Source organism: Microbispora sp. NPDC088329 (genome assembly GCF_040685655.1).
Lineage (GTDB): Bacteria > Actinomycetota > Actinomycetes > Streptosporangiales > Streptosporangiaceae > Microbispora.
Genome location: NZ_JBFBIP010000001.1, coordinates 831,787 through 853,046 on the forward strand (window position 1 = coordinate 831,787; position 21,260 = coordinate 853,046).

Here is a 21,260-nt window from a genome sequence, read left to right on the forward strand (position 1 = left end):
CCCCTGATGGAGGCTGTGATGCGCCGTCCCCCACTCCTGCTGGCGTCCGGCGCCCTCGTGCTGGCGGCCGCCGCCTGCGCTCCGGCGAACGACACCTCCACCACCGCGACCGGCGCCGCGAGCCCGGCCGGTTCTGCCGCCGCGAACGTGTGCGCGAAGGAAAGCCTGAAGCTCACCACCCCCGGCAAGCTCACGATCGGCACCGACAAGCCGGCGTACGAGCCGTGGTTCAAGGATGACGACCCCTCCAACGGTCAGGGCTTCGAGAGCGCCGTCGCCTACGCGGTGGCAGGCAAGATGGGCTTCACCAAGGACGAGGTCGCCTGGGCGGTCGTGCCGTTCGACTCGTCGTTCGCCCCCGGGCCCAAGCAGTTCGACTTCGACATCAACCAGATCTCCGCCACCCCCGAACGGGCCAAGGCCGTCGACTTCAGTCAGGGCTACTACACGGTCAAGCAGGGCGTGGTGACCCTCGGCGGCACGAAGTTCGCCTCCGCCACGAGTCTCGCCGAGCTGAAGGACGCCAAGATCGGCGTCCAGGCGGGCACGACCGCGCTGGAGGCGGTGCGGTCGGTCATCCAGCCCGCGAAGGACCCGAGCGTGTTCAACCAGCAGGTCGACGCGGTCAACGCGCTGAAGAACAAGCAGGTCGACGCCATCGTCGTCGACCTGCCGACGGCCTTCTACGTCACCGCCGCCCAGGTGGAGGGCTCGAAGATCGTCGGCCAGTTCGCCGCGAACGGCGGGCAGCCCGAGGAGTTCGGCCTGCTGTTCCAGAAGGGCAGCCCGCTGGTGAGCTGCGTCGACAAGGCGCTCGGCGACCTCAAGTCGTCCGGTGAGCTGGCGAAGATCGAGAATCAGTGGCTGACCGCCGCCGCGGGCGCGCCGGAGCTGAAGTGACCGACGGGCAATCCGCCGCGGCGGCTCCCGAGGACACGGAATCGCCCGTCTGGGTGAAGAGCGAGCGGCAGCTCCGCCGGGAGGCGGAGCTGCGCGCCCGCGGGCGGCGGTCGGTCTCGGTCGCCACCGCGTCCACGATCGTCGTGGTGGTGGCCCTGATCGTCGCGATCACCTCGTCGCCGGGGTGGCCGCGTGTCCGGGAGACGTTTCTCAGCCCCGAGGCGTTCGTCGCCGCGCTGCCCGACGTGCTGCGCGGGTTCCTGCTGAACATCGAGATCTTCCTCGTCGCCGAGGCGTTCATCCTGGTGGTGGGGCTCCTCGTCGCGCTGGTGCGGGGCCTGCGCTCGCCGGTGTTCTTCCCCCTGCGCGCGCTCGCCGTGCTGTACACCGACGTCTTCCGCGGCATCCCGACCATTCTGCTGCTCTACCTGGTCGGATTCGGCGTCCCGGCGCTGCAGTTGCAGGGCGCGCCGAGCGACCCGGTGACGCTCGGGATCATCGCGCTCGTGCTGTCGTACGGCGCGTACGTCGCGGAGGTGTTCCGCGCGGGCATCGAGTCGGTGCACCCGAGCCAGCGGGCGGCGGCGCGGTCGCTGGCCCTGAGCCACGGCCAGACCATGCGTTACGTGGTGCTGCCTCAGGCCGTGCGCCGGGTGGTCCCGCCGCTGCTCAACGACTTCGTGTCCCTGCAGAAGGACAGCGCGCTCGTCGCCATGCTCGGCCCGCTGGAGACGTTGCGGCAGGCGTCGATCCACGCCTCCTCCACCTTCAACTACACCCCCTATCTGGCCGCCGCGCTGTTGTTCATCCTGCTGACGGTGCCGATGGCGCGGTTCACCGACCATCTCGCCGCGCGGGTCGCCCGGCGCCGTACGGGAGGCGGCACGGCATGAGCCTGCTCACGATCGAAGGCGTCTGGAAGCACTATCACGGGCTGAGCGTGCTGCGCGGCATCGACCTGGAGGTCGCCCCGCACGAGGTCGTCTGCCTGATCGGCGCGTCCGGCTCGGGCAAGTCGACGCTGCTGCGCTGCGTCAACCTGCTGGAGACGATCGACGACGGCGCCATCCACCTCGACGGTGTCGAGATCACCGACGTGCGAGCCGACGCGGACGACGTGCGCCGCCGCATCGGCATCGTGTTCCAGGCCTACAACCTGTTCCCGCACATGACCGTGCTCGACAACATCACGCTCGCGCCGCGCAAGGTGCACGGCGTGCGGGCCGAGGAGGCCGAGGCGCGGGCGCGTGAGCTGCTCGACCGGTTCGGGCTGGCCGACAAGGCGGGGGAGTACCCCGACCGCCTGTCCGGCGGCCAGCAGCAGCGGGTCGCCGTCATCCGCGCGGTCGCGACCAACCCCCGCCTGCTCCTGCTCGACGAGGTCACCTCCGCGCTCGACCCCACGCTGGTCACCGAGGTGCTCGGGGTGATCCGCGAGCTCAAGGAGACCGGGATGACGATGATCCTGGCCACCCACGAGATGGGCTTCGCCCGCGACATCGCCGACACCGTCTGTTTCCTCGACGGCGGCGTGCTGCTGGAGAGCGGGCCGCCCGAGCAGATCTTCACGGCGCCCGAGCATCCCCGTACACAGGCGTTCCTCCAGCGCGTCCTGGAGGCGCGCCGCATGTGAGTCAGGCGGCCGTCCGAGAGGCGCCCGTGACCAGCCAGGCGCTGCCGTACGCGCGGAGGGCGAGCGTGACGAGCCGGGCGGCCATCCAGACGCCGAGCGCGATCCACAGGGCGACCAGGGTGCCCGCGACGGCGGCGAACGGCAGGTAGGCCAGCGTCGTCCACAGGCCGGCCCAGGCGAGGTAGCGCTGGTCTCCGGCTCCGATGAGCACCCCGTCGAGCACGAACACGACGCCCGCGATCGGCTGCAGGAGCGCGACCGGCCACAGGACGGCGAGCAGCTCGGCCGCCGCCTCGCCGTGCGCGTCGAACAGGGCCGGGACCAGCGGGCGCGTCAGCAGGACGGCCGCGCAGAACACGACGCCGCATCCGATGCCCCACATGACCATGCGCCGGGTCGCCGCGCGGGTGCCCGTGATGTCGCCCGCGCCCAGCGCGCGGCCGGTGATGGCCTGCCCCGCGATCGCGATGGCGTCGAGGGCGAAGGCGAGGAACGTCCAGATCCGGGCGGCGATCGTGTGCGCGCCGATCTGGTCGTCGCCCATGCGGGTGGCGATCGAGGTGGCGACGAGCAGCACGGCCTGCAGGCATGCCGTACGGACGACCAGGGCGAACCCGGCGGCGCCCGCGGCGCGCACTCCGGCGAGATCGGGCAGCAGCGATGCGCCGTGCGCGCGGGCGGTCCGCACGACTAGCGCGAGGTAGGCCGCGGCGGCGAGGGACTGCGCGATGACCGTGCCCCAGGCGGATCCGGCGATCCCCCACCCGAGGCCGAGCACGAACCAGATGTTGAGCAGCCCGTTCAGTGCGAACGACGCGACGGACACGGCCAGCGGCGTGCGGGTGTCCTGCAGCCCGCGCAGGACGCCGGTGCCGGCGAGGACCAGCAGCACCGCGGGGGTGCCGAGGAGGCTGATGCGCAGATAGGTGACGGCCTGCGCGGCGAGCTCGCCCGTCGCTCCGAACAGGTGTACGATAAATGGAGCAAGAGGCCAGCACGCCACACTGACGGCCAGGCCGATGATCGCGGCCAGCCACAGGCCGTCCATCCCCTGGCGCATCGCCTGCCTGACGTCCCCCGCCCCCAGCCTCCGCGCGACCGCGGCCGTGGTGGCGTACGCGAGGAACACGCACAGCCCGACGAGTGCCGACAGGGCCGCGCTGGCCACGCCGAGGGCGCCGAGCGCCGGATCGGGGAGGTGGCCGACGATGACCGAGTCGGTGAGCAGGAAGAGTGGCTCGGCCACCAGGGCCCCGAATGCCGGGATGGCGAGCCTGAGGATCTCCCTGTCGCGGGCACGGCCGTGTCCCGTTCCGGAGGTAAGTGGCATAAGCCTATTTTGCGGCTTACGGAGCCATGCTCGATCGGTATCGCGAATCCCCGGTGACTTTCTTCCTTCCACAGGCCGTGGATATCGAAATCCCAGGTGGGAGAGGACTTCCATGATGCCGTCACATCGTTGTCCACAGGGTCGTCCCCAGTGTTTTCACATGTCCGGGGAGCGGACTGCACAAGTTGTCCACAGGGTTGTCCACTGGTCAAGTTGCCGCCGGGCCCTGTGGTTGGGGAGACTTGCGCACCGGGTTGGGGATGCCGTGACCACCGGGCAGGGGGTGTGAGGTGAGCGTGCTCGACTTTCCGGGGGGCCCGGGAGGCTCCGAGTCGATGTTCGAGCGGACGCCGCCGCACAACATCGAAGCCGAGCAGTCGGTGCTGGGCGGCATGCTGTTGTCCAAGGATGCCATCGCCGACGTCATCGAGGTGCTGCGCGCCGACGACTTCTACCGGCCGGCCCACCAGATCGTCTTCGAGGTGATCACCGACCTGTACGGCCGGGGCGAGCCCGCCGACTCGGTCACCGTCTTCGACGAGTTGCAAAAGCGCGGCGAGGTCGCCCGCGTCGGCGGCGGCGCCTACCTGCACACGCTGACCGCGATCGTGCCCACCGCCGCGAACGCCGGCTACTACGCGAAGATCGTCCGGGAGCAGGCGGTGCTGCGCCGCCTCATCGAGGCCGGCACCCGCATCGTCTCCTACGGTTACGGCGGCGGGGGCGAGGAGGTCGACGACCTGGTCGACCGCGCGCAGGCCGAGATCTACAAGGTCACCGAGCGCCGCACGTCCGAGGACTACCTCCCGCTGGCGGAGATCATGCCGTCGGCGCTGGACGAGATCGAGGCCATCGGCAGCCGCGGCGGCCAGATGGTCGGCGTCCCCACCGGTTTCCAGGACCTCGACGCCCTGACCAACGGCCTCCACCCGGGCCAGATGATCGTCGTGGCCGCTCGTCCCGCGATCGGGAAAAGTACCCTTGGTCTGGATTTCGCCCGTTCTGCTGCGATCAAGCATCAGATGACCACGGTCATCTTCTCGCTGGAGATGTCGCGCAACGAGATCACCATGCGTCTGCTCTCGGCGGAGGCGCGGGTGGCGCTGCACACGATGCGCTCGGGCATGATGAGCGACGACGACTGGACGCGGATGGCCCGCCGCATGGGTGAGGTCGCCGAGGCGCCCCTGTTCATCGACGACTCTCCGAACATGTCGATGATGGAGATCCGGGCCAAGTGCCGCCGCCTCAAGCAGCGCCACGACCTGCGCTTCGTGATCGTCGACTATCTCCAGCTCATGAGCTCGCCCAAGAAGACCGAGAGCCGCCAGCAGGAGGTCTCGGAGCTGTCCCGTGCCCTGAAGCTGCTGGCCAAGGAGCTGGAGGTGCCGGTGATCGCGATCTCGCAGCTCAACCGTGGTCCCGAGCAGCGTACGGACAAGCGTCCACAAGTGTCGGACCTACGTGAATCGGGCTCCATCGAGCAGGACGCCGACATGGTCATCCTGCTGCACCGGGAGGACGCGTACGAGCGGGAGTCGCCACGCGCGGGCGAGGCGGACCTGATCGTGGCCAAGCACCGAAACGGCCCCACGGCCACGGTCACGGTCGCCTTCCAGGGCCACTACAGCCGCTTCGTGGACATGGCCACGCACTGACGGCCGCACAGGTCAGTCGACCTGCGGCCAGTCCCAGCCGAGCTGGAGGAACAGGCCCAGGCGGTCGCTCACCGCGCGCATCTCGGAGATCTTCCCGTCCCGCAGGGTGAGGATGAAGATCGCCTCGACCGTGAACGAACGATGGGTGGGCTCCGGCATCCGGGGGTGAGAACCGGAGTTCACTCCCGACATCGTCAGCCGCACGGCCACCCGGTCGCCCTCGCCGATCATCTCCTCGACCTTCAGGTGAAACGGGTCGAACGCGTCGAGCTGCCGGGCGATGGCGTCGAACGCCGCGCCCGGCTCGTCCGGCTCCCCGTGGATCACCTTGTTGTGGTCGATCACGTCGTCGGTCATGTAGCGGCGCAGGTCGTCCAGCCGCCGGTCGTTGATGGCGTCGAACAGCCCCTGGGCGACGGTCTTCGCGGTGGTGCTCATGGTTGCCCTCCTTTGTCTCTTACGACGTAAGAGACGCTAGTCTTACGGCGTAAGAAACGTCAAGTGGAGGATCGATGCCGAGAGCGGGACTGTCCCGGGAGAAGGTGCTCGCCGCCGCGCTGGCCCTGGTCGACAGGGAGGGCATCGCGGCGCTGTCGATGCGCAAGCTCGGCGCCGAGCTGGGAGTGGAGGCGATGACGCTCTACTACTACGTGCCGAACAAGGGCGCCGTACTGGACGGGCTGATCGACATGGCGGTCTCGCGGGTCACGGTCGAGCCGGTGGGCCCGTGGCGGGAGTGGCTTCGCGCCTTCGCGGTCGCGATCCGGCGCGAGCTGCTCGCGCATCCCGCCCTGCTGCCGCTGGTCGCCACCCGGCCGGTGATGGCGCCCGGCGGCCTCGCGACCGTGGAGCGGATGGCGGCCGCGCTGCGGGCCGAGGGGTTCGGCGCGTTGGAGGGGCTGCAGCTCGTCAACGCGGTGGCGACGTTCGTCGTGGGGCACACCCTGGCCGAGGCCGGACGTACGCCGGGGCACGACGACCCGGACGTCGCCGACGTGATGGAGGGCCTGGACCCGGGGGAGTACCCCGTCCTGGTGGAGGCGCTGCGCGCCGGGCTCGGCACCCCCGAGGATCACCAGGAGCGCTTCGACCGCGCGCTCGACGCCCTGCTCCGGGGGTTGGCTCCCCGCACGCCCCTCTAGTCACGCGTACGGACGACGGCTGTGGTTTTCCCCACCCCTGAACGGCCACACGCCTCATGGTGGCCGTACCCTGATCGTTCCTAGTCTCGGGCGCATGACGGAATGGCTGATTCATCTGATGGAGTTGCTCGGCGCGCCGGGGGCCGGGATCGCGATCGCGCTGGAGAACCTCTTCCCGCCCCTCCCCAGTGAGGTGATCCTGCCGCTGGCCGGTTTCACCGCCTCCCGGGGAGAGATGGACCTGCTCGCCGTCCTGCTGTGGACCACGGCCGGCTCGGTGGCCGGGGCGCTGGCGCTGTACTGGGTCGGCGCGCTGCTCGGCCGCGAGCGCACGCTGGCCCTGGCCGCACGGATCCCGTTGCTGAAGGTCTCCGACATCGCCAAGACCGAGGCCTGGTTCCTCGAGCACGGGCGCAAGACGGTGTTCTTCGGCCGGATGATCCCGATCTTCCGCAGCCTGATCTCCGTTCCCGCAGGGGTGGAACGCATGCCGCTGGGCGTCTTCACGCTTCTGACCACGGCAGGGAGCCTGCTCTGGAACACCATTTTCGTCCTGGCCGGCTGGACGCTCGGCGAGAACTGGTCGCTGGTGGAGAAGTACGTCAACGTGGGCACGAACGCGGTCATCGCCCTGGTCGCGCTGGCCGTGCTGGTCTTCGCCGGCGTACGGCTCAGTGAGCGGCGCAAGGGGCGGCATGCACTGGACGGTTAGAGCACTGCTGCTCGTCGGGGCGGTGGCCGCAGGTGCGGTCACCGCCCTTCCCGGGCTGGTCTTCGTCCTGGTGGCGGTGCCGTTCGCCGGTCGTCCCGGGGTGCGCGCGACGGCCGCACGGCTGACCGGGCTTGAGCTGCGGCGGCTGCGCCTCGACCTGCCGGGCCGCACCGAGGAGGGTGAGCTGCGCTTCCTGGCCGCCCGGGCGCCCGTGGGCCTCCTGGGCGGCCTGGTGGTGCTGCTGCTGGTGGCCGGCATCGGTTACGCGGGGAGGCTGGCGTGGTCCTGGGGGCGCGGGGAGGCGTTCGACGGCATGCTGCCCACCCCGCCGCTGCTGGCCTACTTCTTCCTCGCGGGCGTCGTCCTGCTCTTCCTGGACGTGTCCGGCCTGGTGGGGGTGGACGCGCTGGAGCGGCGGCTGGCCGTACGCCTGCTCGCTCCCGACCCGGCCGAGGCGCTCCGGCGGCGGATCACCGAACTGACCGAGAGCCGTGCCGGGGTGGTCGCGGCGGTCGACGCCGAACGGCGGCGGATCGAGCGCGATCTTCACGACGGGGTGCAGCAGCGGCTTGTGGCGCTGTCCATGCTCGCGGGACGCGCCCGCCGGGGCCGCCCCGAGCTGCTGGGACAACTGCACGAGCAGGCCCAGCAGGCGCTGGTCGAGCTGCGCGAGGTGGCCTGGCGGGTCTATCCGTCGGGGCTGGACGCGCACGGGCTGGGGGAGGCGCTGGCCGGGGTGGCCGAGCGGGCCTCGGTGGCGGTCACGGTGACCTGCGAACTGCCGCAGCGGCCCCCGTCGGTGGTGGAGGCCGCCGCCTACTTCGTCGCGAGTGAGGCCGTGACGAACGCCGCCAAGCACTCGGGGGCCACCCTGGTCGTCATCGACGTACGCCGGGAGCGCACCATGGTCGTCGTGCGGGTGGAGGACGACGGCGTGGGCGGAGCCGACGCCGCCGGTGGCGGGCTGACCGGGCTGGCGCGGCGGGTGGCCGCACTGGACGGCCGGTTCACGGTGACCAGCCCGCCCGGCGGGCCCACTGTGATCGAAGCGGAGTTGCCGTGCGTGTGATGCTGGCCGAGGACTCGGCGCTGCTGCGTGAGGGCCTGGTGCGGCTGCTGAAGGAGGAGGGGCACGACGTCCTGGCCGCGGTGGGGGACGCCGAGGCGCTCCTGGAGGCGGTGGACGGCGACAGGCCCGACGCCGTGGTGGTCGACGTGCGGATGCCGCCCACCCACACCGACGAGGGCCTGCGCGCCGCCCTGGAGATCCGGCGGCGCCGGCCGGAGGTCAAGGTGCTGGTGTTGTCGCAGTACGTCGAGAAGAAGTACGCCACCGAACTGATGAGCGGCAGCATCGACGGCGTCGGCTACCTGCTCAAGGACCGCGTGGCCCAGGTCGGCGACTTCCTGGACGCGCTGGACCGGGTGGGCGCGGGCGGGACGGCCTTCGACCCGGAGGTGGTGCGCCAGCTGCTCGCGCGCACCAGCCACGCCGATCCGCTGGCCCGGCTCACCGCCCGCGAGCGCGAGGTGCTGGAGCTCATGGCCCAGGGCCTGACCAACGCCTCGATCGCCCACTCCCTGCACGTGTCGCAGAGCGCCGTGGAAAAGCACGTCAACGCGCTGTTCGACAAGCTCGCGCTGTCGCACATCACCGGCTACAGCCGCCGGGTTCTGGCGGTGCTGCGCTACCTCGGCTCCTGAGCCGCCGTCCCCCGGACGGTGTCACTCGGCCCCGGCCTGCTCGGCTTTCTCGTGTTCGAGCGCGGCGACCCGCCCCGCCGCCCACTCGGCCCAGTCGCGCTGGGCGGCGGTCAGACGCAGGCCCCACTCCAGCGCGATGTCGCCGTACAACCGCAGCGCGTCGTCGCCCTGGCCGATGACGAACTCGCGGATGCCGAGGAGCTGGTCGTGCTCGTGGACGGCACGCTCGGCCAGCCGCTCCAGGTAGCCGCGGGCGGCGTCGGTGCCGACCTGGTCGAGGAAGAAGACGCGCAGCAGCATGTCGCTGCGCCGGGTCAGGGTGGGCGGCACCTCGACCAGCCAGTGGCGCAGCTCGGTCCGGCCCTCTTCGGTGATCTCGTATTCCTTGCGCCCGCGCGGGCCCTCGGCCGCGACTCGCACCAGCCCTTCCTTGGCCAGCCGGCCGAGCTCGGCGTAGAGCTGGCTCTGGGTCGCGGGCCAGACGTTCTCCAGCGACAGTTCGAAGGTCTTCAGCAGGTCGTAGCCGCTGGCGGGCCCGGCCGACAGGAGGCCGAGCATGGCATGACGAAGGCTCATGGGTCCGATCGTACATTCCTGGGTTGACATGTCGCGAGTGAAGGTTCTACTTTCGACATGTCACTCATGGAACGTCGAATCCGAAGGAACCCCCCCGTGCTCCGTTACGTCCTCACCTTCCTCCCCTGGATCGCCTTCGCCGTCCTCAGCACGAACGGTGAGGCCAGGTTCGGAGCCGCGGCCGCGCTCCTCGTCTCGATCGTGTTGCTCGCCGTCGACCGCAGGGCGGGGCGCGGCTGGGACGAGCTGGTCATCGAGCTCAGCTCGGGGGTGTTCTTCGCCGGTCTGACGCTCGCCGCGTTCACGGTCACGCCGGCGCCCTTCGGCGAGTACGGCCCGGCCGTCTCGGTGGCCTGGCTGGCCCTCACCGCCTGGGGGTCGCTGGCCGTGCGCAAGCCGTTCACGCTGGGCATCGCCCGCAGGACGACCGCGCCCGAGGTGCACGCGACCCCGCTGTTCTACCGCGTCAACGCCGTCATCACCGCCGTGTGGGCGGTGGGCTTCACCCTCAACGCCGCCGGCCTCGCCCTGCTGCTCGCGTTCGCCCCGCACGCCACCGCCGCGATCATCGCGGTGAAGGTCTGCGGCTTCGCGCTCCCCGCCCTGTTCACCATCCGCTACCCCCAGATCGTCCGCGCCCGCTACGCCGCCTGATCGGAGTCACCCACCATGACCGCAGAGATGACCACCTCCTACCTGTCCGGCCGCCTCGCCCCCGTGCCCGACGAGATCGACGCGATCGATCTGCCCGTCGAGGGCACGCTGCCGCCCGAGCTCACCGGCCGCTACTTCCGCAACGGCCCCAACCCCCGCCCGGGGGAGGACCCGGGGCACTGGTTCGTCGGACACGGCATGATCCACGGCATCCGGCTGCGCGACGGGCGGGCCGAGTGGTACCGCAACCGCTGGATCCGCACCACCCGCTTCGCGGGTGCGCCCTACCTGCACGAGCGCGGCGTGGATCTCGCGGCCGTCCCCGCCAACACCCACGTGATCCGGCACGCCGACAAGATCCTCGCGCTCGTGGAGAACGGCCTGCCGTACGAGATGACGCCGCAGCTCGACACGGTCGGCCCCTGCGACTTCGGAGGGCGGCTGGCCACGGCGATGACCGCGCACCCCAAGGAGGACCCGATCACCGGGGAGCTGCACTTCTTCGGATACGGCTGGGCCGCGCCCTACCTCACCTACCACCGCCTGTCCGCGCGAGGCGAGCTGGTGGAGAGCCGGCCGGTGGACGTGCCTGGGCCCACCATGGCGCACGACTTCGCGATCACCGAGCACCACGTGGTGTGGCTCGACCTGCCGGTCGTCTTCGACTTGGCCCTGGTGGGGCGCGGCATGCCGTACCGGTGGGACGACGGGTACGGCGCGCGGCTGGGCGTGATGAGCCGCGCGACCGGCGACGTGCGGTGGTTCGACATCGACCCCTGCTACGTCTTCCATGTGGGCAACGCGAGTGATGACGGGCACGGGCGCGTCGTCGTCGACGCGGTGCGCTACTCGCCGGGGGCGTTCTGCGGCTTCTGGCCGACCATCGGCGGTGCGGCCAACCCGGCCGCCCACACCGGGGGCGCGGCCCTGCACCGCTGGACGCTCGACCCCGCCACCGGCATCGCCGCGGACGAGCAGCTCGACGACCTGGATGTCGAGTTCCCCACGATCAACGAGACGCGCACCGGTCTGACCAGCCGTTACATCTACGCGGTCAGCAAGGGCGCGATCCTGAAGTACGACACCGCGACCGGCACGAGCGCGGCGCACCAGACCGGCGAGCGCTCGCCGGGGGAGGCCGTGTTCGTCCCCGCCTCGGGCGCGAAGGCCGAGGACGAGGGCTGGCTGATGTCGATCGCCGGCACCGAGCACGGCGCCGAGCTGCTGGTGCTCGACGCGTCGGACCTGACCAGGGTGGCGTCCGTACGGCTGCCGCGCCGGGTGCCGGCCGGGTTCCACGGCTCGTGGATCCCGGACGCGTGAGCCGCGGCAGAGACCACCTGGCTAGGGCACGGGCCGGAAGTGCGTGGTGATCCGGCCGTCGTCGAGCACGTGCAGGGCGATGGCCGGCGGCAGGTCGTAGTCGACCGGAGGCTGTGCCGAGGTCTCCGACGGCAGCAGCGCGGTGCTGACCACCCCCGGCGCGACCAGCAGCGGCAGCCCGGCGAACGTCGTCGCCGCCGCCGTGTGGGCGTGCCCGGCCAGCACCGCGATGGCGTGCGGGTGACGGCCGAGGACCTCCGCCAGCCCCTCCGGGCGCCCGAGCCTGATCTCGTCGACGTACGGGATGCCGAGCGGTACGGCGGGGTGGTGCATGCCGACGAAGGCCGGCACGCCGGGCGTGGCCGACAGGACCGAGTCGAGCCACGCGAGGGTGTCGTCGCTCAGCTCGCCGTCGGGGCGGCCGGGAATGCTGGAGTCGCACAGCGCGATCGTCGCCTGGTCGAGGTTGAGCGCCTGGTTGACCGGATGGTCGCCGTCCTGCTCCAGCAGGACCTTGCGGAAGTCGCCTCGCGCGTCGTGGTTCCCGGGGCACAGCACGACGGGCACGTCGTCGGCCGAGACCAGCTCGCGGACGATTTCGTACTCCTCCATCGCGCCGTGGTCGGCGAGGTCGCCGGTCAGCACGATCGCGTCGGGCCGCAGTGACCGGGCGTGGTCGAGCGCGCGGGCCGCGCGCGAGGTGTTCCGCTCGCTTCCGTCGATGTGGATGTCGCTGACGTGCGCCAGCACGAGCATGTGGTACCTCCGGGCGGATGGTGGGGACCCCAGCTTCTCACGCGAGACAGCGGCGGTCAGGGCGGCGAACCGTCACGAACCGTTCGTCGACCGCCGGGACAACCGTTCGGCGAGGATCCGGCCCCGGGCGAGCTGGACCTTGCGCGCCTGGCCCGCCGCGAACCCCATCACGAGCCACGGCGCGCTCAGGTCCAGCCGGTCGTCCACCCGCGTGCCGCCGGCCTCCGGGGACAGGTCGAACCGGTAGCCCATCCGGACGCCGCCGGGGCTGCGTACCTGTCCCCGTACGGACAGTCCTCCGGCCGTACGCTCGGTCAGCAGCGTGACGGCGATGGGGTTGTCGTACTTCAGGCCGAGGAAGCGGAACCGCTCGATGGAGGTGTAACGCACCACCTCCGGCTCGGACCGGTCGACGTCCCGCACGGCGACCACGAGCGGCGACAGGCCGATGTAACTCTCTGGCGTCGTGAGGTGGTCGAAAACCTCCTCCGGCGCGGCGTCCACGTGGAACGTGTTGGTAAGCACCCGTACGGGCACCCCGGCCTCCCCTGGTCACTGTTGAGGGGATTGTGGCAGGGCAGGGTCGCCGTGCGGACGCCGGATGATCTCCGGACGATCACGAAGAGGCGCCGCGCAGGAGGGCGGCCGTCGCGGGATCGGCGGGGTAGAACGACTCGATGGCGAGCTCGGAGACGGTGATGTCGAGCGGGGTGCCGAAGGTCGCCACGATGCTGAAGAACGACAGCTCCCGCCCGGCCCGCCGCACCCGCAGCGGCACGAGGATGTCCCCGGGGCCGGGCAGCTCCACCTCGGGCTCGGGCTGGTCGCAGGGGTAGCCGCGCAGCTCGGCGTACAGCTCCGTGAGTCCGGGGTCGGCGGTGAGCGTGATCTGCCGGCGCAGCCGTCCGAGCAGGTGCGCCCGCCACTCGCCCAGGTTGAGGATGTGCGGGGCGAGCCCTTCCGGGTGCAGGCTCGCCCGCAGCACGTTGCTCAGCAGGTCGGGGTCGATTCCCTCCGCCAGCAGCCCGATGCCGTCGTTGGCGTCGACGAGGTTCCAGGTGCGGTCCACCACCACCGCCGGGTAGGGGTCGTGCGCCGACAGCAGCCGCCGGACCGCGTCGTACACCGCGGCCATCCGCGGCGAGGCGAGCGGTGACTCGCTGTAGACGGGGGCGTATCCGGCGGCCAGCAGCAGGTGGTTGCGCTCGCGGAGCGGAAGGTCGAGCTGCTCGGAGAGGTGGAGCACCATGTCGCGGCTGGGGGTGGCCCGGCCGGTCTCCAGGAAGCTGATGTGCCGGGTGGAGATCTCGGCCTGGTTGGACAGTTCGAGCTGGCTCATCCGCCGGTGCTCGCGCCACTGGCGCAGGAGCTCGCCGAACGGCCGCTGATGAAGGGTGGCGACGGTCACGTCCCCGACGCTATCCGCTCGCCGATCGGCCCGGCGATTACCCCTGAGATAGGCGCGGGGCCGAGGGCGGCTACTCCCAGCGGAACAGCCGGGCCGCGGCGAGACCGGCGGCCAGCGCCCAGCCCGCCAGTACGGCGAGGTGGAGCGGCTGGGGTGCGTGCCCTCCCAGGGCGTCCATCAGCCCCTGGCCGAAGGCGCCCGTGGGCGTGAAGTCGCTGATCCGGCGCAGGAGTTCGGGCATGAGCGGCCGGGGCAGCCACATCCCCGCGAGGAACAGCAGGGGGAACATGAGAGCCGAGCCCACTCCCTGCACGATCCGGGCGTTCGGCGCCACGGCGGCCAGCAGCAGGCCGATGGCGAGCATCGTGAGCGAGCCGAGGACGAAGACCGCGGCGAACGTCAAGGGCGAGCCGGGGAACGGCACCCCGAGGACCAGGTGACCCAGCACCAGCGTCAGCGCGGTGGCGACGACGGACACGACCACGTTGAGCAGCAACTGGGCCGCCAGCAGCGCGGTCGGACGCACCGGCGTGGTGGACAGCCGCCGCAGCACGCCGCGTTCCCGGTAGATCACCAGGCTGCCCGGCAGCACGCTGAGCCCGAGCGTCACGACCGACAGCAGCACCATCATCGCCGTGAAGGGCGCGTCAACGAGCCGCTGCCCGCCCAGCGACGGGTCGGCGTCGCGGAAGCCGGGGATCGTCGTGCCGAGCCCCAGGAGCAGTCCCACCGGCAGCACGATCGCGAAGAACACCGCCATCGGCTCGCGGAGGAACAGGCGGGCCTCCACCGCGGCGAGTTTTCCGAAAGCCGTCGTCATGACTCCTCCTGGCCGGTGAGAACGAGAAACGCGTCGTCGAGGGTGGTGCGCTCCATGCGCAGGTCCCGCATGCGGGCGGGGGGCAGCACGGCGGTGACCGCGCTCAGCAGGTCACCGGTGCCGGTGACCGTGACCTCCGCGCCGTTCCCGGTGACGGACGCCACCTCGGGCAGCGCCAGAAGGCCGTCGACGGGCTCGTCGGTGTGGAAGACCAGGCGCTGTTCGCCGCCGGTGCGGGCGACCAGCCCGGCAGGGGTGTCCACCGCCCGCACACGCCCCTGGAAGATGACCGCGACCCGGTCGCACAGGCGCTCCACCTCCTCCATGAAATGGGTCACGAGCAGGACCGTCACGCCGCGTTCCCTGATCCGCGAGACCAGGTCCCACGTGTCGCGGCGGGCCTGCGGATCGAGGCCGGTGGTGAGCTCGTCGAGTATCGCGACGCGCGGGCTTCCGACCAGCGCGAGCGCGACCGACAGCCGCTGGCGCTGGCCACCCGACAGCTTGCCGAAGGGCGCGCGGAGGTCGAGCCCGGCCTCCACGGCCAGGGCCCGCCAGTCGGCCGGACGGGAGTAGAACGAGGCGTAGAGCGCCAGTGCCTCCCCGACCCGGATCTTGTCGGGCAGCGAGCACTCCTGGAGCTGCACGCCGACCTGTTCCTTCAGGTCCGCGTCCACGGTGACGGTGCCGGCGGTGGGGGTGCGCAGCCCGGCGACGCACTCGACCGTCGTCGTCTTGCCCGCCCCGTTGCGGCCCACGATGCCGAAGACCTCGCCCTCCTTCACGGAGAACGACACGTCCTCGACCGCCACCCGCGTGCCGTACGTCTTGCGGAGGTGGTCCACGGTGATGATTGCCATGCCGACGACGCTAGAAATCGGGCGGGCGGCCCGGAATGCGTCTGCGGACCCGGCGGGGGTGCACTTTTCCCCACCCCCATCGGGCGGCTCGGGCCACTGTGCCGGCCCGGCGGATGCCCGCAGACTGAGTGCATGACCTCGGCTCGTCCGACCCTCGTCGCCCTCGGCAGGGGCGCCGCCCTCGCCGGCCTCGCCCTGCTGGGCCTGGCCGCCGGCCTGGTGATGCTGGCCGCCGTGCTGCTCACCTTCCTCGTCGGCCTGGTGGTCGTCTTCCCGTCGGCTGTACGGCTCGCGCGGGCCGTGACCCGCGTGCAACGCGGGCTGGCCGCGCGATGGTCGGGCGTTTCGATCGACGAGCCCTATCTGCCCGCGCCGCCCCCACCGGTCCCGCAGGCCGACGGCTGGTACCGGGACGGCCGCACCCTGTACAAGAGGCCCACGGTCCCGGCCTTCAACAAGCGGTGGAACTGGATGACCAAAGATCCGGCCACCTGGCGCGACTTCGCCTTCCTGCTCTCCGCGCCGGTGGCCGGCGGGTTCGTGGCCGCCGCTCCGCTGCTCGCGGCCGCGTACGGCGTGGTCTGGGCTGCCGGAGGCAACCCGGTGATGGGCGCGGCATGGATCCTGCTCGCGGTGAGCACCGCGTACTGGTACGCCCCGTGGGCCGTGCGCATGCACGGCCGGATCGCCGCCGCGCTGCTCGGGCCCACCGAGAAGGCCAGGCTGGCCCATCGGGTCAGCCGCCTGGACGCGGCGCGCACCGAGGTCGTCGACTCCCAGGCCGCCGAACTGCGCCGGATCGAGCGCGACCTGCACGACGGCGCGCAGGCCCGCCTCGTCGCGATCGGCATGACGATCGGCGCGGCCGAGCAGTTGCTCGAAAGCGACCCGCAGGCCGCCAGGGCGCTGCTCGGCAAGGCGCGTGAGGCCTCCGCGACCGCGCTGCAGGAGATCCGGCGGCTGGTGCGCGGCATCCATCCCCCGGTGCTGGCCGAGCGCGGTCTCGGCGACGCCGTACGCGCTCTCGCCCTGGACAGCCCGCTGCGCACCCATGTCACGGTCGACCTGCCCGAGCGCGCCTCCGCGCCGCTGGAGTCCGCGGCCTACTTCGCGGTCAGCGAGCTGCTGGCCAATGCCGCCCGGCACGGCGACGCGACCGAAGCGTGGGTGGACGTGAGCGCGCAGGGTCCGGCGCTGCGCGTGACGGTGACCGACGACGGCCACGGCGGCGCGGACCCCGAGCGCGGCACCGGCCTGCACGGCATCGAGCGCAGGCTCGGGGCGTTCGACGGCGTCCTCGCGGTGAACAGCCCCGCGGGCGGCCCGACCACAGCCGTCATCGAGCTGCCCCGGGCGTTCCTGGCGCGGCCGGCGCCGCTGACCCCGTGGCGCTACCTCGGCCGGCTCTGCTGGGCGCTGTGGCCGATCCCGCTGTTCCCGCAGGGGCTGGTCGCGATGGTGCTGAAGCTCGTGGGATCGCCGGTGAAGTCCTGGTTCCTGGCCCTGCACATGCCCCAGCCCTTCCAGTGGCCGGTCATCGTCGGCATGATTGCGCTCGGCGGCGGCCTGCTGGCCGTCGCGCTGGCGTCGACGGTGCGGACCAGGGAAAAGGAGGGCGGCGCGTGCGCGTAGTGCTGGCCGAAGACCTGCACCTGCTGCGGGAGGGCCTGGTCGCTCTGCTGCGCGCGCACGGCTTCGAGGTGGTCGCGGCGGTCGAGTCCGGCCCCGAGCTGCTCGCCGCCCTGGTCGGCGAGCGTCCCGACGTGGCCGTCGTTGACGTGCGGCTCCCGCCGACCTTCACCGACGAGGGGCTGCAGGCCGCGCTGACCGCACGGCGGCAGGTGCCCGGCCTGCCGGTCCTCGTGCTCTCCCAGCACGTCGAGCAGCTGTACGCCAGGGAGCTGCTGGCCGACGGGTCCGGTGCCGTCGGCTACCTGCTGAAGGACCGGGTGTTCAACGGCGAGCAGTTCGTCGACGCCGTGCGCAGGGTCGCGGCCGGCGGGACGGCGATGGACCCCGAGGTGATCGCCCGGCTCCTGGCGAGCAACGCGCGCAACGAACCGCTCGGCCGGCTCACCCCGCGAGAGCGCGAAGTGCTGGAACTGATGGCCGAGGGCAGGTCCAACGCCGCGATCGGGCAGCGGCTGTTCCTCAGCGACAGCGCGGTGGGCAAGCACACGGCGAACATCTTCGCCAAACTCGGCCTGGCGCCCTCGGACGACGACAACCGCCGCGTCCTCGCCGTGCTCGCCTTCCTCAACAGCAAGTAGGACCGGCCGGATTGTCGGTGCCGGGCGCTACTTTTGCGTAGCGCTGCTTTTGAGGTCGAGTCGTGGCGCAGGCAGGAGGTCGGCATGAAATTCCAGGTGAACCGCGACGTTCTGGCCGACGCGGTGGCGTGGGCGGCCCGGGTGCTGCCCGCCAGGCCCGCCGTGCCCGTTCTCGCGGGCCTGCTGCTGGAGGCGGGAGACGACCTGCGGGTGTCGGCCTTCGACTACGACGTGTCGGCCCGTGCCGACGTCGAGGCCGACGTCGCGGAGCCGGGGCGGGTGCTGATTCCGGGCAAGGTCCTGGCGGAGATCACCCGGAGCCTGCCCGCCCGGCCCGTGGAGATCGCCACGAGCGGTTCCGAGGCGGTGCTCACCTGCGGCAGCGCGGAGTTCGGCCTGATCACGATGCCGGACGAGGACTTCCCCGCGATGCCGCCGATGCCGCCGAAGGTCGGCGCCGTGGGCGGCGGCGCGTTCGCCGACACGATCAGGCAGGTCGCGGCCGCCGCGAGCCGCGACGACACGCTGCCCATGCTCACCGGCATCCGCGTGGACATCGAGGGCGTGCGGGTCTCGATGGCCGCCACCGACCGCTACCGCATCGCGGCCGGCGAGTTCCTGTGGCATCCGGAGCGGGAGGACGCACGACACGGCGTGGTCGTGCCGGCGCGGGTGCTGGTCGAGGTGGCCCGGTCGCTGCGCGGCGGCGAGGTGGCGATCGGCCTGGGCGACAACGTGGCGGGCTTCGAGAGCCAGGGACGCACGACCACCGTGCGCCTGCTGGACGACCAGTTCATCGACTACCGGTCCCGGCTGACCGGTCAGTGGGGCATCCACGCAGACGTGGCGGTGGCGCCGTTCGTGGAGGCGGTCAAGCGGGTCGTGCTGGTCGCCGAGCGCAACACGGCGGTCCGGTTGTCGTTCTCCCAGGGGCAGGTGCAGATCCGGGCCGGGGGCGGCGACATCGGCAGGGGCTTGGAAGCGGTAGACGCCGAGCTGGAGGGGCCGGACATCGAGATCGCCTTCCAGCCCCACTTCCTGCTCGACGGGCTCGAAGGCGTCGGAACCGAGCGGGCGCGGATCTCCATGGAATCGCCGACCCGTCCCGCGCTGATCACCGACGAGGGCGACGACTCCGGCTTCCGTTACCTCGTCATGTCCCTGCGGCTCGGCTGAGCCGTTGCCCGCCTGACTGTGCCCGCCTGACTGTGCTCGCCTGACTGTGCTCGCCTGATTGGGCCCCGCGGGCGCCGTTCGGAACGGCCCCGCCGGGCGGAGGGGCTCAGGAGGCGCGGTCTTCAGGCGGCACGGCTCAGGACGTGAGGGTGGCGGAGTCGGTGAGGGCGATGAGGATGTGCTCCATGCACGCGTGGCCGGCCCGCTCGGCCGCTGTGGCGTCGCCGGCGACGATCGCGCGCACGATCGCGTCGTGGGGAATGTAGTTCTGCTCCAGGGAGCCGCCGGCCGCCGCGATGCTCGCGCGCAGAGCGGCGGAGAAGTCGACGTAGAGGTCGATCAGCACCCTGTTGTGCGTGGCCTCGACAACCGCCACGTGGAAGGCGAGGTCGGCCTCGACGAACGCTTCGGGGTCACCGCCCGACCACGCCTTCTCCCGCGCGGCCAGCGCGGCTTCGATCGACGCGACGTCGCCGTCGGACCGCCGCGTCGCCGCGAGCCTGGCCGCCTCGACCTCCAGCGCGCGCCGGACCTCCAGAATCTCCAGCTGCTCGGCCGCGCGCAGCCGCCGGGCCATCGCGCCCGACAGCTCGCTGGTGGCCCGCACGTACGTGCCGTCGCCTTGGCGGCACTCCAGCAGCCCGGCGTGAGTCAGCGCGCGGACCGCCTCACGGACCGTGTTCCTGCCGACTCCGAGATGCTCGGCGAGCACCGTCTCGGTGGGAATCTTGGCATTCATCTGCCAGGACCCGGAGGTGATCTGCTCCTTGAGCTGGTCAATCACCTGGTCCACGAGAGACGCCCGCTGCGCCGTCCGCAGGCTCACGTCAGCCTCCTTTGGGTTGCCAATCATCCGATGATGGAATGAGTGGTAGACCCTCATTATTCCAGAGCCCCCGAAACGTGTCCGGAGCCCCGGGAGGCTATCGAGTGAGCACCGTCGTGGTCATGGAGCCCGGGATGTTCACGCGGATTCCAACCGCTTCCAGGGCTCTACGATATGCCCCCGACTGCCGGTCGAGGGCACCGGCCTTGCCCCACAGGTCACCGAGCATGCGCCAGGCCCGGGCGGTCTCCCGGTCGGACACCTCGCCGTCCAGCAGGTCGTACGCCCGGTTGAGCGCCGGTACTGGATCTTGGGACCGTGCCAACGCGATCTCGGCCATGACCATGTTCGCGGTGGCCGCGGTGGTCCCCTTGGCGCCGTCCAACAGAAGCAGTGCCCGATCGGCGAGTTCGGCTGCGGATTCCGTGTCTCCGGTCCGGAATCGTACGAAACTCAGCACCACGAGGCTCCGTGCGTGCTCCTGCCGTTCGGCCGGGAACTCCGCGAAGACGTCCACCGCGGACTTCGCCAGAGCGTTGGCTCGGTCCAAATCCGCGCCTTCGGAATCCGCCGCGGCGATGCGAGCCCGGTACATCGCGATGCGGGCGCGGCGCACGGCCATCCGGGCCGGGCGCCCCGCCGCGAGCGCGTCCTCGGCGAGCTGCACGGCCAACGCCGAGTCCTCGCCGTCGGCCGCCGTCACGCTGGCCTGCCACAGGGCGAGGACCTCCGCGCTGCGGTCGCCCGCGCACCCCGGGTCCGGCGTCGACAGCACGCGCTCGACGTACGGCAGGCCGGTTTCGGTCTTCACCAGCGCCAACGCGAGCTCGACGGCCAGTTCGCCCTCGGTCACGCCGAGCCGGTCGACCTGGCCGAGCGCGTGGGCGCCGAGGTCCCGGGCCCGCAACCGGTCGCCGGCCTGCTGGTAGCAGCGGCACAGCGCGACGGTCAGCGGCAGGTCGGCGAGACGCTCGGGGTGCGCGGCGGCCTCGCGGCGCAGCCGCTCGTACGCTTCGACGGCCCGCCCGACGCGGCCCTGGGCCTCCAGGGCCCGCGCCATGCCGAGCCGCGCGTGCGCGGCCAGCATCGCGTTGTCCTCGCCTGCCGCCTTGGCGATCTCGCCGAAGCGGTCGGCCGCCACGGCGGGATCGCCGTGATACAGCTCGAGCTCGGCATGTCGGAGGCCGAGCTCGGTGTCGATGCGTTGCCGGGGTTCTATGCCGTGGAGCAGGAACTCGGTGGTGCAACCGAGTCGCTCGGCGAGCAGCCGGGCAACGACTGGTGTAGGCGTCCGCTTTCCGGACTCAATGAGTGAGACGTAACTGTCGGACAGGTCGGGTCCGGCCAACTGGGCCTGCGACATGCGCCTGCTCAACCGCAATCCACGGACGCGGTCACCGATGGTTCCCTGACTCGGCATCTGATCTCTCAGGGCGGGGGAAGGGTCAATAGTGTCGCCATAATGGCACGAAGCAGCCGAATCGTGTAACCCTCCGTCAAGAATCACGACGG

Annotated in this window: 23 protein-coding genes; 13 read left to right on the forward strand and 10 right to left on the reverse strand. The window is 71.4% G+C overall.

All coding sequences use genetic code 11. From position 1 onward, the window contains the following. The first annotated feature begins 18 nt into the window (after positions 1 to 18). The 3 genes from AB0O28_RS04115 to AB0O28_RS04125 are packed head-to-tail and all read left to right on the forward strand — an operon-like array spanning position 19 to position 2,533. Positions 19 to 900 carry an ABC transporter substrate-binding protein gene (locus AB0O28_RS04115; protein ID WP_363636029.1) on the forward strand — a complete coding sequence of 294 codons (882 nt, stop codon included), beginning with the start codon at positions 19 to 21 and terminating at the stop codon, positions 898 to 900. Continuing rightward, positions 897 to 1,793: an amino acid ABC transporter permease gene (locus tag AB0O28_RS04120; RefSeq protein WP_363636031.1), complete on the forward strand. Its 897-nt coding sequence runs from the start codon at positions 897 to 899 to the stop codon at positions 1,791 to 1,793. The genes AB0O28_RS04115 and AB0O28_RS04120 overlap by 4 nt, the downstream gene beginning before the upstream one ends. Further along, the gene (locus AB0O28_RS04125; RefSeq protein WP_363636033.1) at positions 1,790 to 2,533 is read left to right on the forward strand and encodes an amino acid ABC transporter ATP-binding protein; all 744 of its coding nucleotides are present in this window, start codon (positions 1,790 to 1,792) and stop codon (positions 2,531 to 2,533) included. Before AB0O28_RS04120 ends, AB0O28_RS04125 begins: the two co-directional genes overlap by 4 nt. 1 nt (position 2,534) lies before the next feature. On the opposite strand, the gene AB0O28_RS04130 is transcribed toward AB0O28_RS04125, so the two are convergent. Beyond that, positions 2,535 to 3,863: an MATE family efflux transporter gene (locus AB0O28_RS04130; RefSeq protein WP_363636035.1), complete on the reverse strand. Its 1,329-nt coding sequence runs from the start codon at positions 3,861 to 3,863 to the stop codon at positions 2,535 to 2,537. 335 nt (positions 3,864 to 4,198) lie between these two features. Here AB0O28_RS04130 and dnaB point away from each other — a divergent pair, with 335 nt between their 5' ends. Further along, positions 4,199 to 5,521: a replicative DNA helicase gene (dnaB, locus tag AB0O28_RS04135; RefSeq protein WP_363636178.1), complete on the forward strand. Its 1,323-nt coding sequence runs from the start codon at positions 4,199 to 4,201 to the stop codon at positions 5,519 to 5,521. 12 nt (positions 5,522 to 5,533) lie between these two features. Here dnaB and AB0O28_RS04140 read toward each other — a convergent pair whose 3' ends face one another. After that, complete coding sequence (locus AB0O28_RS04140; RefSeq protein WP_363636037.1) at positions 5,534 to 5,959, reverse strand: ester cyclase; 426 nt, start codon at positions 5,957 to 5,959, stop codon at positions 5,534 to 5,536. Between the two features lie 74 nt (positions 5,960 to 6,033). Here AB0O28_RS04140 and AB0O28_RS04145 point away from each other — a divergent pair, with 74 nt between their 5' ends. The 4 genes from AB0O28_RS04145 (at position 6,034) to AB0O28_RS04160 (ending at position 9,079) form a co-directional block, all read left to right on the forward strand. Further along, complete coding sequence (locus AB0O28_RS04145) at positions 6,034 to 6,663, forward strand: TetR/AcrR family transcriptional regulator C-terminal domain-containing protein (protein WP_363636039.1); 630 nt, start codon at positions 6,034 to 6,036, stop codon at positions 6,661 to 6,663. 94 nt (positions 6,664 to 6,757) lie between these two features. Then, entirely contained in the window at positions 6,758 to 7,375 is a 618-nt protein-coding gene (locus tag AB0O28_RS04150) for a DedA family protein (protein ID WP_363636041.1), read from the forward strand. After that, complete coding sequence (locus AB0O28_RS04155) at positions 7,359 to 8,444, forward strand: histidine kinase (RefSeq protein WP_363636043.1); 1,086 nt, start codon at positions 7,359 to 7,361, stop codon at positions 8,442 to 8,444. The genes AB0O28_RS04150 and AB0O28_RS04155 overlap by 17 nt, the downstream gene beginning before the upstream one ends. Next, complete coding sequence (locus AB0O28_RS04160; RefSeq protein WP_363636045.1) at positions 8,435 to 9,079, forward strand: response regulator transcription factor; 645 nt, start codon at positions 8,435 to 8,437, stop codon at positions 9,077 to 9,079. Before AB0O28_RS04155 ends, AB0O28_RS04160 begins: the two co-directional genes overlap by 10 nt. A 21-nt stretch (positions 9,080 to 9,100) precedes the next feature. Here the strand turns inward: AB0O28_RS04160 and AB0O28_RS04165 are convergent, their stop codons facing one another. Continuing rightward, complete coding sequence (locus AB0O28_RS04165) at positions 9,101 to 9,655, reverse strand: PadR family transcriptional regulator (protein WP_363636047.1); 555 nt, start codon at positions 9,653 to 9,655, stop codon at positions 9,101 to 9,103. Between the two features lie 96 nt (positions 9,656 to 9,751). On the opposite strand from AB0O28_RS04165, the gene AB0O28_RS04170 reads away from it, so the two are divergent. Together AB0O28_RS04170 and AB0O28_RS04175 are read left to right on the forward strand one after the other, a co-directional pair. Then, the gene (locus AB0O28_RS04170) at positions 9,752 to 10,309 is read left to right on the forward strand and encodes a hypothetical protein (RefSeq protein WP_363636049.1); all 558 of its coding nucleotides are present in this window, start codon (positions 9,752 to 9,754) and stop codon (positions 10,307 to 10,309) included. Between the two features lie 15 nt (positions 10,310 to 10,324). After that, the gene (locus AB0O28_RS04175; RefSeq protein ID WP_363636051.1) at positions 10,325 to 11,632 is read left to right on the forward strand and encodes a carotenoid oxygenase family protein; all 1,308 of its coding nucleotides are present in this window, start codon (positions 10,325 to 10,327) and stop codon (positions 11,630 to 11,632) included. A 21-nt stretch (positions 11,633 to 11,653) separates the two neighbouring features. Here AB0O28_RS04175 and AB0O28_RS04180 read toward each other — a convergent pair whose 3' ends face one another. From AB0O28_RS04180 to AB0O28_RS04200, 5 genes are all read right to left on the reverse strand, one after another. Further along, positions 11,654 to 12,388, reverse strand: coding sequence for a metallophosphoesterase (locus AB0O28_RS04180; protein WP_363636053.1), 735 nt, complete (start codon positions 12,386 to 12,388; stop codon positions 11,654 to 11,656). A gap of 72 nt (positions 12,389 to 12,460) precedes the next feature. Beyond that, the gene (locus AB0O28_RS04185) at positions 12,461 to 12,913 is read right to left on the reverse strand and encodes an SRPBCC family protein (RefSeq protein ID WP_363636055.1); all 453 of its coding nucleotides are present in this window, start codon (positions 12,911 to 12,913) and stop codon (positions 12,461 to 12,463) included. Between the two features lie 91 nt (positions 12,914 to 13,004). Further along, the gene (locus AB0O28_RS04190; protein WP_363636057.1) at positions 13,005 to 13,796 is read right to left on the reverse strand and encodes a helix-turn-helix transcriptional regulator; all 792 of its coding nucleotides are present in this window, start codon (positions 13,794 to 13,796) and stop codon (positions 13,005 to 13,007) included. Positions 13,797 to 13,866: 70 nt separating this feature from the next. Then, a complete protein-coding gene (locus AB0O28_RS04195; RefSeq protein ID WP_363636059.1) occupies positions 13,867 to 14,616 on the reverse strand; it encodes an ABC transporter permease in 750 nt (249 codons plus the stop codon). After that, on the reverse strand, positions 14,613 to 15,476 hold the full coding sequence (locus AB0O28_RS04200; RefSeq protein WP_363636061.1) for an ABC transporter ATP-binding protein: 864 nt from the start codon (positions 15,474 to 15,476) through the stop codon (positions 14,613 to 14,615). The genes AB0O28_RS04195 and AB0O28_RS04200 overlap by 4 nt, the downstream gene beginning before the upstream one ends. Before the next feature lie 132 nt (positions 15,477 to 15,608). Here AB0O28_RS04200 and AB0O28_RS04205 point away from each other — a divergent pair, with 132 nt between their 5' ends. The 3 genes from AB0O28_RS04205 to dnaN all read left to right on the forward strand — a co-directional run bounded on the left by AB0O28_RS04205 (position 15,609) and on the right by dnaN (position 18,922). Further along, positions 15,609 to 17,108, forward strand: coding sequence for a sensor histidine kinase (locus AB0O28_RS04205; protein WP_363636063.1), 1,500 nt, complete (start codon positions 15,609 to 15,611; stop codon positions 17,106 to 17,108). Next, positions 17,099 to 17,746 (forward strand): response regulator transcription factor, encoded by a 648-nt coding sequence (locus AB0O28_RS04210; RefSeq protein ID WP_363636065.1) that lies wholly within the window; start codon positions 17,099 to 17,101, stop codon positions 17,744 to 17,746. Before AB0O28_RS04205 ends, AB0O28_RS04210 begins: the two co-directional genes overlap by 10 nt. 84 nt (positions 17,747 to 17,830) lie before the next feature. Next, entirely contained in the window at positions 17,831 to 18,922 is a 1,092-nt protein-coding gene (gene dnaN / locus AB0O28_RS04215) for a DNA polymerase III subunit beta (protein ID WP_363636067.1), read from the forward strand. Between the two features lie 136 nt (positions 18,923 to 19,058). Here dnaN and AB0O28_RS04220 read toward each other — a convergent pair whose 3' ends face one another. Both AB0O28_RS04220 and AB0O28_RS04225 read right to left on the reverse strand, forming a co-directional pair. After that, positions 19,059 to 19,748, reverse strand: coding sequence for a FadR/GntR family transcriptional regulator (locus tag AB0O28_RS04220; RefSeq protein WP_363636069.1), 690 nt, complete (start codon positions 19,746 to 19,748; stop codon positions 19,059 to 19,061). A 97-nt stretch (positions 19,749 to 19,845) separates the two neighbouring features. Further along, entirely contained in the window at positions 19,846 to 21,123 is a 1,278-nt protein-coding gene (locus AB0O28_RS04225) for a helix-turn-helix transcriptional regulator (RefSeq protein ID WP_363636071.1), read from the reverse strand. Between the last annotated feature and the right edge of the window lie 137 nt (positions 21,124 to 21,260).